General features: G+C 38.6%; 13 protein-coding genes and 2 riboswitches. Of the genes, 11 read left to right on the forward strand and 2 right to left on the reverse strand.

Annotation, left to right across the window (positions count from 1 at the left end; all coding sequences use genetic code 11):
- The first annotated feature begins 21 nt into the window (after positions 1–21).
- The 10 genes from pstA to FYJ25_RS00835 all read left to right on the forward strand — a co-directional run bounded on the left by pstA (position 22) and on the right by FYJ25_RS00835 (position 10,976).
- Positions 22–882, forward strand: coding sequence for a phosphate ABC transporter permease PstA (pstA, locus tag FYJ25_RS00790; protein WP_154580350.1), 861 nt, complete (start codon positions 22–24; stop codon positions 880–882).
- Positions 883–918: 36 nt separating this feature from the next.
- Positions 919–1,659, forward strand: a complete 741-nt coding sequence (gene pstB / locus FYJ25_RS00795; RefSeq protein WP_216412264.1) for a phosphate ABC transporter ATP-binding protein PstB — start codon at positions 919–921, stop codon at positions 1,657–1,659.
- 1 nt (position 1,660) lies between these two features.
- Positions 1,661–2,305: a phosphate signaling complex protein PhoU gene (gene phoU, locus FYJ25_RS00800; RefSeq protein WP_096239230.1), complete on the forward strand. Its 645-nt coding sequence runs from the start codon at positions 1,661–1,663 to the stop codon at positions 2,303–2,305.
- Between the two features lie 173 nt (positions 2,306–2,478).
- Positions 2,479–4,332, forward strand: a complete 1,854-nt coding sequence (locus FYJ25_RS00805; RefSeq protein ID WP_096239231.1) for a Na/Pi cotransporter family protein — start codon at positions 2,479–2,481, stop codon at positions 4,330–4,332.
- Positions 4,333–4,350: 18 nt separating this feature from the next.
- The gene (locus FYJ25_RS00810; RefSeq protein WP_096239232.1) at positions 4,351–5,022 is read left to right on the forward strand and encodes a response regulator transcription factor; all 672 of its coding nucleotides are present in this window, start codon (positions 4,351–4,353) and stop codon (positions 5,020–5,022) included.
- A 21-nt stretch (positions 5,023–5,043) separates the two neighbouring features.
- Positions 5,044–6,357 (forward strand): sensor histidine kinase, encoded by a 1,314-nt coding sequence (locus tag FYJ25_RS00815; RefSeq protein WP_096239233.1) that lies wholly within the window; start codon positions 5,044–5,046, stop codon positions 6,355–6,357.
- 183 nt (positions 6,358–6,540) lie between these two features.
- Positions 6,541–7,425: a pyridoxal 5'-phosphate synthase lyase subunit PdxS gene (gene pdxS, locus FYJ25_RS00820; RefSeq protein ID WP_021907282.1), complete on the forward strand. Its 885-nt coding sequence runs from the start codon at positions 6,541–6,543 to the stop codon at positions 7,423–7,425.
- A 15-nt stretch (positions 7,426–7,440) separates the two neighbouring features.
- Positions 7,441–8,016 (forward strand): pyridoxal 5'-phosphate synthase glutaminase subunit PdxT, encoded by a 576-nt coding sequence (gene pdxT / locus FYJ25_RS00825; RefSeq protein WP_096239234.1) that lies wholly within the window; start codon positions 7,441–7,443, stop codon positions 8,014–8,016.
- Positions 8,017–8,073: 57 nt separating this feature from the next.
- A riboswitch (cobalamin riboswitch) is annotated at positions 8,074–8,248 on the forward strand.
- Between the two features lie 302 nt (positions 8,249–8,550).
- Entirely contained in the window at positions 8,551–9,636 is a 1,086-nt protein-coding gene (locus FYJ25_RS00830; RefSeq protein WP_021907284.1) for a M14 family metallopeptidase, read from the forward strand.
- Positions 9,633–10,976, forward strand: a complete 1,344-nt coding sequence (locus FYJ25_RS00835) for an MATE family efflux transporter (protein ID WP_154580291.1) — start codon at positions 9,633–9,635, stop codon at positions 10,974–10,976. The genes FYJ25_RS00830 and FYJ25_RS00835 overlap by 4 nt, the downstream gene beginning before the upstream one ends.
- A gap of 10 nt (positions 10,977–10,986) precedes the next feature.
- Here FYJ25_RS00835 and FYJ25_RS00840 read toward each other — a convergent pair whose 3' ends face one another.
- Positions 10,987–12,318: a threonine/serine exporter family protein gene (locus FYJ25_RS00840; RefSeq protein WP_154580292.1), complete on the reverse strand. Its 1,332-nt coding sequence runs from the start codon at positions 12,316–12,318 to the stop codon at positions 10,987–10,989.
- A 36-nt stretch (positions 12,319–12,354) separates the two neighbouring features.
- Positions 12,355–13,158 carry a DUF4866 domain-containing protein gene (locus FYJ25_RS00845; RefSeq protein ID WP_021907287.1) on the reverse strand — a complete coding sequence of 268 codons (804 nt, stop codon included), beginning with the start codon at positions 13,156–13,158 and terminating at the stop codon, positions 12,355–12,357.
- Between the two features lie 216 nt (positions 13,159–13,374).
- Positions 13,375–13,537, forward strand: a riboswitch (FMN riboswitch).
- 323 nt (positions 13,538–13,860) lie between these two features.
- On the opposite strand from FYJ25_RS00845, the gene FYJ25_RS00850 reads away from it, so the two are divergent.
- Positions 13,861–15,402: an FGGY-family carbohydrate kinase gene (locus FYJ25_RS00850; RefSeq protein WP_096239235.1), complete on the forward strand. Its 1,542-nt coding sequence runs from the start codon at positions 13,861–13,863 to the stop codon at positions 15,400–15,402.
- Positions 15,403–15,431: the final 29 nt, after the last annotated feature.

Below are 15,431 nucleotides of genomic sequence, written 5' to 3' on the forward strand. Positions count from 1 at the left end.
ACAATGATAAACGAAGCTCCTATGAATCGTCTGTCATTAAGTGACAGATTAAAATCTTACAAAAGAACACCAGGTTCTTTGCTCGTTATGTTGCTGGTTGTTTTATCCGCAGTAACAACGATTGCGGCACTTATATTTTTGATTTTATATATTCTTGTAAATGGTATTCCGTATATCAACGCTGATTTATTTTCATGGAATTACACTTCGGAAAACTGTTCTGTAATTCCGGCAGCGATCAATACGGTAATTATGGCAGCGATTTCTCTTTTACTTGCCGTTCCTTTTGGAATCGGATCCGCAATTTATTTAGTAGAGTATGCTAAAAAAGGAAATAAATTAGTAAAAGTTATTCGTGTAACCGCAGAAACATTAACAGGTATTCCGTCAATCGTATATGGATTATTCGGTATGTTATTTTTCGTAACGGCATTAAAATGGAAATTCTCAATTCTTGCAGGTGCATTTACATTAGCGATCATGATTCTTCCAGTTATTTTAAGAACAACAGAAGAAGCATTATTGTCTGTACCAGATTCTTATCGTGAAGGAAGTTTTGGACTTGGGGCAGGAAAGCTTCGTACGATTTTTAAAATTGTTCTTCCGGCAGCAGTACCGGGAATCCTTTCCGGTGTTATCCTTGCAACCGGACGAATCGTAGGAGAAACAGCCGCATTGATTTATACTGCAGGAAGCGTAGCGAAAATTCCAAGCAGTGTATTTTCTTCAGGAAGAACGTTAGCAGTGCATATGTATTTACTTGCAAATGAAGGTTTACATGTAAATCAGGCATATGCAACAGCGGTAATATTACTGATACTTGTTATTGCGATCAATGCTTTATCTTCCTTTATCGCAAAGAAGATTACAAAAGCACAGTAATTTATAGAAAGGCAGGACAATATCTTGGCAAATAAAATGATGATTGATGACCTGAACCTGTATTATGGTCAGTTTCACGCATTAAAGGATATATCTTTAAATATACAGGAAAAAGAGATTACCGCATTTATCGGACCATCCGGTTGTGGTAAATCTACATTATTAAAATCATTAAACCGTATGAATGATTTAGTGGAAGGATGTAAGATTACCGGTCAGGTAACTTTAGATGAAACAGATATCTACAGAGATTTAGATGTGAATCTTCTTAGAAAAAGAGTAGGTATGGTATTCCAGAAACCAAATCCTTTCCCAATGAGTGTATATGATAACGTAGCTTACGGACCAAGAACACATGGTATCCGCAGTAAAGCAAAGCTTGACCAGATTGTAGAAGAGGCATTAAGAGGAGCAGCTATCTGGGATGAATTAAAAGACCGCTTGAAAAAGAGTGCATTAGGTCTATCTGGAGGACAGCAGCAGAGACTTTGTATCGCAAGAGCGCTGGCAGTAAAACCAGAAGTATTGCTTATGGATGAGCCGACCTCCGCGCTTGACCCGATATCTACGATTAAAATCGAAGAGCTTGCACAGGAATTAAAGAAGGATTACACGATCGTAATGGTAACTCATAATATGCAGCAGGCAACACGAATTTCCGACAAAACAGTATTCTTCCTGTTAGGAGAAATTATTGAGACAGGAAAGACAGATGAATTATTCTCTATGCCAAAAGATAAACGTACAGAGGATTATATTACAGGGAGGTTTGGTTGATATGCGTATCCGCTTTGATGAACAGTTAGAACAACTTAATGAAGAAATGATCAATATGGGAAATATGATCGAAGCATCTATTGGAAATGCGGTAAAAGCATTGATGAAGCAAGATGAAGAACTTGCAAAAAAAACGATGGCAGGCGATGAGAAAATTGACCGTACAGAAAGAAAAATCGAAGACTTATGTCTTAGACTTTTATTACAGCAGCAGCCTGTAGCAAGAGATTTAAGAAATATTTCTTCTGCATTAAAAATGGTAACCGATATGGAACGAATTGGAGATCATGCAACAGATATTTCTGAACTGGCGATAGTTCTTTCTAAAAAACCATACGTGAAAAAGTTAGATCATATTGAAGAGATGGCAAAAGAGACGATGGTTATGCTGATTCAGAGTCTGGAAGCCTTTGTAGAAAAGGATCTAGATAAAGCACAAAAAGTCATTGCACATGATGATGTTGTTGATGACCTTTTTGAAAAAGTAAAAAAAGAACTGATTGCACTGATTAGAGTTCATGCTGATGAAGGGGAACAGGCAGTAGATCTTTTAATGGTTACAAAGTATTTCGAGCGAATCGGAGATCATGCAACAAATATTGCAGAATGGGTTATCTTTTCTATTACCGGACAGATTGTAGCATAATAAAAGCAATAATTTGGTAATACGTCCTGTTAGAATCTATGTTTCTAATAGGATGTCGAAAAAAGAAATAATTTTACATAAACTTTACATAGTTCTCTCTTTGGATTTTACATACATATGATAACGTAAAAACTACGTATTAGAAAAGTAAAATGTAAAACGGAGGAGAGAATATGAATATTTTTGGTATTTTATCTATGATAGGGGGACTGGCGTTATTCCTTTATGGTATGGACGCAATGGGTGCAGGACTTTCAAAGTTATCCGGCGGCCGTATGGAACGTCTTCTTGAGAAACTGACTTCAAAAAGAATTATGGCAGTTTTATTAGGAGCCGGCGTTACTGCAGTAATCCAGTCTTCATCTGCAACGACAGTAATGGTAGTAGGTTTTGTAAATTCAGGAATCATGAAACTGAACCAGGCTGTCGGTATCATTATGGGAGCAAATATAGGTACGACAATTACATCCTGGCTCTTAAGTCTTACAGGGATTCAGGGAAGTAGCTTTGTATTACAGATGTTGAAGCCGTCCTCATTTTCTCCTATCTTAGCTGTGATAGGTGTAGGGCTTATCATGTTCACAAAAAACGAGAAAAAGAAGGATATCGGTAGTATTTTTATTGGATTTGCCATTTTAATGTATGGAATGGAAGCTATGAGCGGAGCAGTAGCACCTCTTGCAGATAATGAAAAGTTTACCGGTATTCTTACTACGTTTTCTAATCCACTTCTTGGACTGTTAGCAGGTACGATTCTTACGGCAGTAATTCAGAGTTCCTCTGCGTCTGTCGGTATTTTACAGGCACTTTGTGCCACAGGAGCGGTTAATTTCAGTACAGCTCTTCCAATTATTATGGGACAAAACATCGGTACTTGTATAACAGCGATTATTTCCAGTATTGGTACAAGTAAAAATGCAAAAAGAACAGCCGCAGTACATCTTTTCTTTAATATTACCGGAACAATAATCTTTATGGTTGTTTTTTATACTTTAAATGTATTTGTTCATTTTCAGTTTTTAAATACTGCTGCAAGTCCGGCAGGTATTGCAGTTATCCACAGTTTATTTAATATCGGCGCAACCATTCTTTTATTCCCATTTGCAAATCTGCTTGAAAAAATGGCAATTTTTGTGATTCCGGATAAAGAATCTGAAATGGAAGAGATGGAAGAAGAAAAAATCAATCCAGATCTTGCCAGATTGGACGAGCGTTTCTTAGATAAACCGGGATTTGCGATGGAAGAATGTCGTAGTGTTGCGATTAATATGGCAAGAAAATCACAAAAAGCAATGAATCTTGCGATTGATCTGCTTGGAGAATACAGTGACAAGACGGCAGACAGAGTAGAAAAATTAGAAAATCAGATTGATCAGTATGAAGATGCGCTTGGTACCTATCTTGTAAAATTAAGTGGGCGGGAGCTTTCGATAAAAGACAGCCGGGTTTTATCCGTACTGCTTCACTGTATCGGTGACTTTGAGCGGATTTCTGATCATGCCGTAAATATCAGAGATGCCGCAGTGGAAATGCATAAGAAGGACCTGAAATTTTCTGAAAAAGCAAAACAGGAACTTCGTGTATTTTCTAATGCAATCCGAGATATTTTAGACAGAGCAGTGATGGCGTTTGAGACAGGCGATGTGGAACTGGCAAAAGAAGTAGAACCATTAGAACAGGTTGTAGATGCCTTAAATAAAGAAGAAAAGCAAAGACATATCAACAGGCTTCGCACCGGAACATGTACGATTGAACTTGGATTTATTTTGTCGGATATTTCCACAAACTTTGAACGTGCCGCTGACCATTGTTCCAATATTGCAGTATGCCTGTTACAGGTTGACGAGGGTGGGTTTGACACCCATGAATATCTTGATATACTAAAAGAAGAAAACAGCGAAGAATTTCAACATGAATATATGGAGCTTAGTGAAAGGTATGCTTTACCGGAAAGTAAACATACTGGCAAGAAAGAAAAGATAGCAAAGACAGAAAAGATGGAGGCAAGAAAAGATAGTGGAAAATAATTATGGAGGAAAATAAGAATGGCAAATATTTATATAGTAGAAGATGATACAAACATTCAGGAAATAGAAGCAATCGCATTAAAAAACAGCGGTCATAACGTGGAACAGTTTGAAGATGCCAAACATTTTTATAAAAAAATAGAAGAAAAACTTCCTGATCTGGCAATTCTTGATATTATGCTGCCAGATGAAAATGGATATGAAATTGTAAAAAAGCTTCGTAAAAATCCAGCAACAAAAAAGCTGCCGATTATTATGGTAACTGCAAAGACATCGGAAATTGATATGGTAAAGGGATTAGATATCGGAGCAGACGATTACATAAAAAAACCATTTTCCATTATTGAATTTATTACAAGAATAAAGGCCGTTCTTCGCCGTACTGTAGAACAGCCGGATGACAAATATATGACGATTGGAGAAATCTTCCTTGATAATGAGCGTCATATGGTTTATGTAGACAATAAAGGAATTGAGCTTACTTATAAAGAATATGAACTTTTAAAACTGCTCATGCGTAATGCGGGAATCGTTTTGTCAAGAGAAATGATTATGGAACGTGTATGGGATACAGAATTTGAAGGGGAATCCCGAACCGTTGATATGCATATCAAGACTCTTCGTAAAAAGCTGGGCGATAGCAGTAAACATATCAAGACAGTGCGTAATGTCGGATATGTAATGGAATAAAAAAGAAACAGGGGAAGTATCATGAGAAGAAAGATTAATGTACAACTGGTAAGTATTTCGCTCATTGCGATTGTTGCTACTATGCTGGTCATGCTGTTTGTATTTTATGATTTATTTCAGACACAGGTGCAGGATGACTTAAGAGCCAATGCCATTGTATTGAAAAATACAGGAATTTTTCATTCTGGAAATGAAAATGCATTACATATGGATTACAGGAAACTTCGAGTTACATGGATCTCTGCAACAGGAACAGTCCTTTATGATAATGATGCAGATGTAGGAACAATGGATAACCATATGAGTCGTCCTGAAGTGAAACATGCATTTAAAGATGGAGATGGAAATGCCGTCCGGAAATCTGCGACGATGGATACAAATACTTTTTATTATGCCATAAAGTTAAATGATGGTTCGATACTTCGAGTAGCCAGAGAAGCAAGCAATATATGGAGCGTATGCGGAAAGATACTTCCCATCGTAGCGGCTACGATTCTTATTATGATGATTTTATGTATTATTCTGGCACACATTATGACGAAAAACATTATAAAACCAATCGAGCAGATGGCAGTAGATTTAGACGATTTTTCTGTTATTCCAGCTTATAAGGAATTAGAGCCATTTGCGGCAACGATTCGGGCACAACATACGGATATTTTAAAAAGTGCCAGAATGCGGCAGGACTTTACGGCAAATGTGTCCCATGAATTAAAAACGCCACTTACCGCGATATCCGGTTATGCGGAACTTATGGAAAATGGCATGGTTCCTTCAGAAGAAATTGGAACTTTCTGCCAGAAAATCGAAAAAAGCGCCCGCCGTCTCCTTTCGCTCATCAATGATATTATCCGTCTTTCTGAATTAGATAGTGCGAATACCCAGCTCATTGTAGAAAAGTTTGACCTTTTTGAAGAAGCAGCACTCTGTGTAGAAAATATGCAGATTTATGCGGAAAAAAATGATGTGACTATTACATATGAAGGTGGTCCGCAGGAAATCACTGCAAATCGGGAGATGATAAACGAGCTGATCAATAATCTTTGTGCCAATGCCATTCGCTATAATAAAAAGAACGGAACAGTAAAGGTCAGAGTAGACAGTGAACAAGGTCATTCATATTTGAGAGTAGAAGATACTGGAATCGGTATTCCAAAAGAACATCAGAAAAGAATTTTTGAACGATTCTACCGCGTAGATAAAAGCCGTTCAAAACAGACTGGAGGAACCGGTTTAGGGCTTGCCATCGTAAAACATATCGTTGCACTTCATGATGCAAAACTCGATCTTCAAAGCGAAGTTGGAAAAGGGACTACAATTACAGTGACATTTTAAACTGACTATATTAAACCGATAGGAAAAGCGAATAAAAAGCAAAATAAACTCCAAAAAGAAACAAAGTGACCATATTGACTATATCTAAATTGGATATTTCAATATGGTCATTTTTGCTGTACTATACGGGCAGATGCAAATGAAAAAGGCAATATTTTATCGGGAAAATGAAAGGAGTTTATCATGAATAATAATGCAGAAAAACAATATGAATTAAATAAAGAACTTGCTCAGATGTTAAAAGGTGGTGTCATCATGGATGTTACTACTCCGGAGCAGGCAAAGATTGCAGAAGAAGCTGGTGCATGTGCTGTTATGGCGTTAGAGAGAATTCCAGCGGATATTCGTGCAGCCGGTGGAGTTTCAAGAATGAGCGATCCAAAGATGATCCGCGGCATTCAGGAAGCAGTTTCTATTCCGGTTATGGCAAAGTGCCGTATTGGACATTTTGCAGAGGCACAGATTCTTGAAGCAATCGAGATTGATTATATTGATGAGAGTGAAGTTCTTTCTCCGGCAGATGATGTTTATCATATTGATAAAAAACAGTTTAAAGTGCCATTTGTATGTGGAGCAAAAGATTTAGGAGAAGCACTCAGAAGAATCAATGAAGGTGCTTCTATGATCCGTACAAAAGGAGAGCCTGGAACTGGTGATGTTGTACAGGCAGTACGTCATATGCGTATGATGAATCGTGAGATTGCACGCATTACTTCTATGAGACAGGATGAACTTTTTGAAGTAGCAAAAGAGTTAAGAGTTCCTTATGAATTAGTGTTAAAAGTACACGATACCGGAAGACTCCCAGTCGTTAATTTCGCAGCCGGTGGAGTTGCAACTCCGGCAGATGCGGCATTGATGATGCAGCTTGGTGCAGAGGGAGTATTCGTTGGTTCTGGTATTTTTAAATCCGGTAATCCAAAGAAGAGAGCAGATGCGATTGTAAAAGCGGTTACAAATTATAAAGATGCCAAAATGCTTGCAGAGCTTTCTGCTGATTTAGGAGAAGCGATGGTCGGCATTAACGAGAGTGAGATTCAGTTATTAATGGCAGAGAGAGGAAAATAAAGAGAGGAAAACAAAATGAAGGTTGCGGTACTTGCGGTCCAGGGGGCCTTTATAGAACATGAAAAAGCATTAGAAAGACTTGGTGTGGAGACAGTAGAGCTTAGAAAGGCAGAAGATTTAGAACAGGATTTTGATGGCCTTGTTCTGCCGGGCGGAGAAAGTACCGTACAGAGCAGACTTTTAAAAGAACTTTCTATGTTTGAACCTTTAAAGAAAAAAATAGAAGAAGGTCTTCCGGTTTTGGCTACCTGTGCCGGTCTTATTTTACTGGCACAGAATATTTCAAACGATGAGAATCGCTGCTTTGCTACGTTACCGGTTACTGTAAAGAGAAATGCATACGGAAGGCAGCTTGGAAGCTTCTATTATGAGGGAGAGATTAAAGGAATCGGAACATTTCCTATGGAATTTATCCGCGCTCCGTATATTGAATCTGTCGAAAAAAATGTGGAAATCCTTGCACAAGTAGAGGAAAAAATTGTGGGAGTTGCTTACAAAAATCAGTTAGCATTCTCATTTCATCCGGAATTAACTGGAAATGACAGAATTCATGATAAATTTATAGAACTAATTAAGGTAAGTAATAACTAACTTTTACCCTAAGATACAGTTGCCAGCTGAAAAAGCCTATGTTACAATAGATGAGAATTAGATACACAGCATATAAGTTCCGAAGGGATGAAAAGAGAATCCGGTGAGAGTCCGGAGCGAATCCGTCACTGTAAGGGGAGTCTGTACAATAAGCCACTGAGATATTATATTTTGGGAAGGATGTACCGATGGAGAACCAAGTCAGGAGAACTGCTTATATGTTTAGTCAACTCATCTTACGGAATTTTAAGAGAGCTGTATATCTCGCACATAAATCGACTATATGATTTGCGATGGAATTGGGATTCCAATCTATTTCAAATTTATTAGGTGATTTATGATTGAAAATTTAGAATACGATAGATGAAGAGACTTATAGTGAGTATAGGTCTCTTTTTCTTATCATAAAAAGCAGCCATCCTATAGGAGAAGAGGCAATTTAGGAGTACTTTTTGTTTGAATATACGGAATACTCTTTATGGATGGGAATCATTTTGAGATACAGTATTGTTAAAGGAGGTTATGTAGAAGTTTATGGGATTTCAGTTAGGCAATCTTTATGTAGAAAAGGGTGAAAAGGTATGTGGATTTTTAAAGCTGCCTTTTACAGAGGATGAATTACCCGTAACATTAATCTATGGACAGGAAGAGGGACATACGGTTTTAGTAGACGGAGGAATTCACAATGCAGAATATGTAGGAATTGAGTGTGTCACAGGACTGGCAGCAAAGCTTCAGCCTAAAGACATTAAAGGAATTCTTATCCTGCTTCATATTGTCAATGTAAATGGATTTAAAGCAAGAACGGTCAGTGTTTCTGCAGAAGACGGAAAGAATCTCAACCGGGTATTTCCGGGGGATGCGAATGGAACGTATACGGATAAGCTGGCATATTTTATAGAAAAAGAGATTTTTTCAAAAATAGATTATTATATCGATGTACATAATGGAGATTGGTTTGAGGATTTAACACCATTTATTTATTGTGTCGGTAACGCTCCGGAGGAGACCGTAGCGGAAGCAGAAAGAATGGCACAGGCAGCAGATATGCCATTTTATGTGAAGTCACAAAGTGGAAAAGGTGGAGCATATAATTATGCCGGAACGTTGGGAATTCCATCGGTACTGATTGAGCGTGGATGTAATGGTATGTGGTCAGAAGAGGAAGTAGCCGCCTCACAGAAAGATGTAAAGAATATTCTTCGCCGTATCGGTATGTTAAAGACAAGACCAACGTTAGCAGAAATGCAGATGCGTGTACCAAAACATATGAATCATGCACATTATGTTGATTCAGAAAAGGCGGGCTGCTGGTTCCCGAAAAAGAAGGCAGGCCAGATTGTGAAAGCCGGTGAGCTTTTAGGAGAATTAAAAGATTATTTTGGAAATGTCATCGAAGAATTTCGTTTAAAAGAAGACGCAATCATTCTGTATCAGACAATTTCTTATTCTGTTCCGGAGAATTCTCCATTAATTGCATATGGACATTATGATATCTGTATTGATGATATGGGAAATACACACCAGCATACACATGATGAACTTCATAAACATCGTAAAGAACATTATGACGATCATGCCGGAATTCATTCTCGTGAGATGTGGGAGGATATGATTTGAAAAATAACAGCCATACTTTAACTAAAGGCAGCGTAGGGAAGGGCATACTTTTATTTGCTCTTCCCCTTTTGGGTTCGAGTCTTATTCAGCAGCTTTACAGTACAGTAGATCTTATTTTTGTTGGACAGCTTCTTGGGACGAAAGCATCGGCGGCGATTGGAGCCAGTGGTCTGATCGTAACCTGTATGATCGGATTTTTTAACGGAATGGCTGTAGGGACGAATGTCTTTGCGGCAAGACATTATGGAGCAAGACGCTTTGAACAATTAAAGAAACTGATACAGACGATCTTTTGGACGGGAATAATCGGAGGCTTCTTTTTAACAGTGATCGGTCTGGTCTTATCTCCGGTATTTTTAACCTGGATGGGTACGCCGGAGAGTATTTTTCCACTCGCAGTACGATACCTCCGTATCTATATGGCCAGTATGATATCTGTAGTCAGTTATAATCTTTTAAGCGGTGTACTAAGAGCACTGGGCGATTCCAGAACACCGATGCTATATCAGTTTTTTGGCGGGATCATCAATGTTTTTGCGGATTTTATATTTTTATATGTTTTTCATATGGGAGTAGAAGGAACAGCGTTTGCAACGTTATTTTCCCAGACATTTGCGGCTATCGGAGTCATGATCCATTTATATCGATTAAAAAAACCGTATGCACTGCGGATTCGTTTTTCAGATTGCAGCCTGAAAGAATTTACGGATATACTAAAAGTAGGTGTGCCGGCTGGGGTGCAGTCAATTATTATCACCTTGTCCAATATTATCATACAGTCACAGATTAATACATTAGGTGTTACTTCAGTAGCATCGTTTACAGTCTATTTCAGAGTGGAGTTAATTGTCTACCTGCCAATTGTCGCACTTGGACAGGCGGTTGTTTCCTTTATTGGACAAAACTATGGAGCCGGCAACTGGGAAAGAATCAAAAAGGGTAACAGACTTTGTATTTTTGGAGGATCGCTCATTACATTTGCTGCCTGTATACTGCTTATCATAGCGATGCCGGTGATTTTAAATGTATTTACAAAAGATGCTGCAGTAGCAGCGCAGACATTAGAAATCGTAAAAGTAACCTTTCCATTTTACTTTTTTTACACCGTTCTTGAATGCTTCAGCAGTAATTTAAGAGGCTTTGGAAAGGCCTTTCTGCCAATGATCGTAACGGTGATCAGTTTCTGCGGCTTCCGGATCGTTGCATTATTTGCGCTTATGGCAAAGAATCCTTCCCCGGATAAAGTAGCATTATCTTATCCAATATCCTGGGGAATTGCAGCGGCAGCGATGGCGATACTCTATGTAAGGAACAATAGAAATAGAAGCAGAAAAATATAGTGCGATCCGATCAGGTACAATACCGAAAGGTTTTGTCGGTAAGTATTCTGGCAAAGATCAATCCAAGCGGCAGAGCCAGAATGATTAAAATTGCAGAAGCAAACCAGGTTGCGGAAGTAGCAAGGGACATAATACCAAGGTTGTAGAATCCTCTGTAAAGATAAAGCCCCGGAACCATAATAACGATCGAAGGAACTGTGACAGAGATTCTTGGATACCCAGCTTTATTTTTTATCAAAGAGGCAAGAAGACCTGCGGTCAAAGCGCCGATAAATGCGGCGGCGGCAGGAGGAAAGTTTATCAGATCAACAAGTTCAAGACGCAGCGTATTTGCAATAGCACCGATCAATGCGGCGGTTACTGCCAGCGGAACAGGACTGTTGAACATAATAGAGAAACCAAATACACCGCAAAAACTTGCAAGAAGCCGGAACAGGATCCAATCAGATAATGGTAATGAGATTTTTAAAAAGTCAACCGGCTGAAGATGGAGAATCAAAGCCATGATCCAGGCAGACATTGTTGCAACTAAAATAATGATCAGAGCATAACCGAGTCGTTCAATACCGGAACGCATATCCAGTTTTGCAAGGTCAATACCGCTGGTGATAAAAGGAAATCCCGGAATGATAAATAACATGGCACAGATATATCCGGCTTCATGCCGCACAGAAAGATGGAGAAAGACTTCCCCAAGCTTTAAAAGTCCAGCATAGGAAAGACAGGCGAAAGATACGGATAAAACAATGCCAAGAAATAAAGTATAATGATGTTTGGTTAATTTGCATCTTAAAAAGTTTCCAAGACCGGCACCAATAAAAGCGCAGAACATTTCAATCAGTCCGCCGCCAAGCAAAAAAGTAAATCCGCCACAGGCGATAGCAGCAGCAATACCAAGAGCAACTGGAGAATAAAGACCATGAATTTCTTCGATACTATCAAGAAAATCGTGCAGTTGATTTCCAGACATAGTCTTTCCTTCTGTTTCAAAGTTTCGGATAAAATGTTCCAAACGATTTAACTTTGAAGTATTGACTCCGGTATTTGTTAAACAAAGAGATTGTGTAAAGCCTTCTTCTCCATCAAAACAGGTATACTCAATTGATATTAGCCCAATATCCGCTGTACAGGTGACACCCATCGTCTCAGCAAGCGTATTCATAGAACTTCGTACACGCCATGCACCGGTTCCACAGGATAAGAGCATGATACCTACTCTGCCGATAATAGAAGCCTTTTCTGTAAGACTTGCCTGTGTGACCGGAATATTTTCTCCATTATTGTCAGTATATTCATGCCAGAGAACATCCATGTGATTTTTTCGTATTGTTGACTGACTCATTTTAACACTTCCCTTTACAGTTCTTTATAGATTTCGTTACAGTTCAAGACTTTTTACCCCGGCTTTTTTAATCATTTTTTCACGACAGGTTAAAACAAGTCCGTCTACCTCACTCAAATGGTGTAACATTTTCTTTTCAAATTCACGAATAGGAAGAAGAATACCGATTTCATCAAAAGTCTGTTCTTTCTTTAATCCGGTTTCCTGTCCGTAATAAACGATTGCATGGGGAGCTTCTTTTTGGATATTATGGAAGGTATTCCATACAACAGCGTAAGCCTGTGCTTCAGTTAAACCTAACTTTTTCGTATCAGGAAGTGCATAGAGAATCATAATACCACGTCGTTTATTTTCTTTTTTCTCCGTAATATTCATCTCGCTGCCGCCAACATAGGAACGAACGATATCATATCCATCGGCAAGATAAAGTTTAGAACGAGGCGCACATTCATGATTCTTATAAATTTCTTTAAATTTACTATACTCTCTACTGGAAACGATTTTCTTTGCTGTAGGCAAAAGCTCTCCGTCAGGATTTGTTAAAAGAACAGGATTCATTCCGGCTTTTCCATGAAATTTTTTAGGAATCAGGTACGCATCTCTTAAAAGATCAAACATACTTTTTCCGCAAAGTTTTAATAAAAGAGCGGTGACATCACCGTTTTGATAGGCATAAAAGAGTACTTTGGAAAAATGTTTCGGATCATCCGATTCTAATAAATGATTATCATCCATTGCATCATAAAAAACATCCATTAATTTTTTGCAGGAATCCGGAGAAGCAAGAATCTGGGAAAAAATAGCTTCAACTTCTTCCTCTCTTGGTAAAACAGTTTGCATAATAACACCTGGCTTTCCTTTCGTATGGCTTAAGTATAGAAAGGAAAAGTTCTGACATCAAATGTTTTATTTACATATTGAATATGTGTAGGATATATCGGATGTAAGATGACTCCCACATCTACGATATATCTTGAATAGAAATATAAAATTTTTCCATTATTTTTATCTTGAATCCATATTCATAATGCGTTATAATAAACGAGTAAATAAATACAGAATCTTCGGGGATGGGTGTAATTCCCTACCGGCGGTATTTGTTTCAGATGAAGCATCTGTTTATGAGCGAACGAATCTGGTAACATAAGCCCGCGAGCCATTGGCATGATTCGGTGAGAGTCCGAAGCCGACAGTACAGTCTGGATGAGAGAAGAATGAGAAGAGAGCGGTTTTTATAGTATTTTTATTGTATTGAATGAAGCATCAGGTAAAGGATAGAATCAGTAAAGGATAGAATTACATGATGTGGACTCTGATGCATAATATTATATCAGTTCGTTTAAAAGTGTAGCTTAACCCCGATAATATTTCTATCGGGGTATTTTTTATGGGTTAAAAAAGCTAAAGTTTCCTTCCCTGTTCAAACTTTATTATTTGGAGAGAATGTATTGTGTTTTTCGTAATGTATTTTCAGAGCTTTTTGTAAAATCAAGGACAAAAAGATTCCGAGAGTGCATAGTAAAAGAATGGAGGAATTGAAAAATGAGTCAGTATTATCTTGGATTTGATGCAGGAACGCAGAGTGTAAAAGTAGCGGTATATGATGAGAATATGAATTGTATCGTATCCTCTTCCGCACCAACAACATTAACTTATCCGGAGCCGGGATGGGTAAGTATGGACGTGGATGAGTATCTGGCACTCACGATTAAAGGAATGAAGGAATGTGCTTCTTTGATGAAGGAAAAAGGACTGGATGTGACAAAGATTAAGTCGATTATGGGAGATGGTATTATCTGTGGTATCTGCGGTGTAGATAAAGACGGTAATGCGATCACACCATATATTAATTATCTTGATTCACGTACAAAGGATGATGTAGATCTCGTAAATAGCTGGGATTTAGACATTTTTGGAAAAGAAACAGGTAATCCGGAAGCAAACTGTATGTTCCCTGCCATGTTTGCCCGCTGGTTTTTAAAGAATATAGAAGGATTTAAAGAAAACGGCGCGAAGTTTATTCATGATGCCCCTTATGTACTGGCACATCTTGCAGGTCTTTCTGCAAAAGATATGTTTATTGACTGGGGAACAATGTCTGGATGGGGACTTGGATATAAAGTAGAAGAGAAATGCTGGTCGAAAGAACAGCTTGATCTTCTTGGTATTCCGGAAGAAATGATGCCACGAATCGTAAAGCCATGGGATATCATCGGACATTTAACAGAAGAAATTGCACAGGAAACAGGACTTCCGGCAGGAATTCCTATTTGTGGAGGTGCAGGAGATACTATGCAGTCCATGATCGGAAGTGGAAATATGAAGCCGGGACAGGCCGTTGATGTTGCGGGAACCTGTTCGATGTTCTGTGTATCCACAAAGGGAATTATACCGGAATTAAGCAAGAAAGGAGCCGGTCTTGTATTTAACAGCGGTTCTCTTCCAGATACGTATTTTTACTGGGGCTATATCCGTACCGGCGGTCTTGCGTTACGCTGGTTCAAGGATAATATCTGTAAAAAGGCAGAAGACGATAATTATTATCGAGTATTAGAAGAAGATGCCAGAAAAGTTCCGGCAGGTTCAGATGGTGTACTTTTCCTTCCATATCTGACAGGTGGAATCAATGATATTCCGGATGCGGTAGGATGCTTCTTAAACATGACAATGGATACAGATCAGGCGACCTTATGGCATGCTGTTTTAGAAGCGATTGGTTATGATTACATGGAAATCACAGATCTGTATCGTTCTGCGGGAATTGACTTAAGCCGCATCACGATCACAGAAGGCGGAAGTCGTGATAATATGTGGAACCAGATGAAAGCAGATATGTTAGACAGTCGTACAGTCACATTAGAGAATGCGGCCGGTGCCGTTATGACAAACTGTATGTTTGGTGCCTATGCAGTAGGAGATGTAGACAATATCACCGAAGCTTTATCAGGGAATATTCACCTGAAAAATGTATTTGAACCTTCCAGGGAAAATGTAGAATTTTACCGTAAACAATATGAGAAAAAAACACACCTCGTGAAAAATACCATGAAGGAAGCTTTCGAAATCCTCAAGGAGCTGAGATAGTCTGCTTGGAAACAGACGACCGTTGAAGG

It is taken from the genome of Anaerobutyricum soehngenii, from assembly GCF_009697165.1.
Lineage (GTDB): Bacteria > Bacillota > Clostridia > Lachnospirales > Lachnospiraceae > Anaerobutyricum > Anaerobutyricum soehngenii.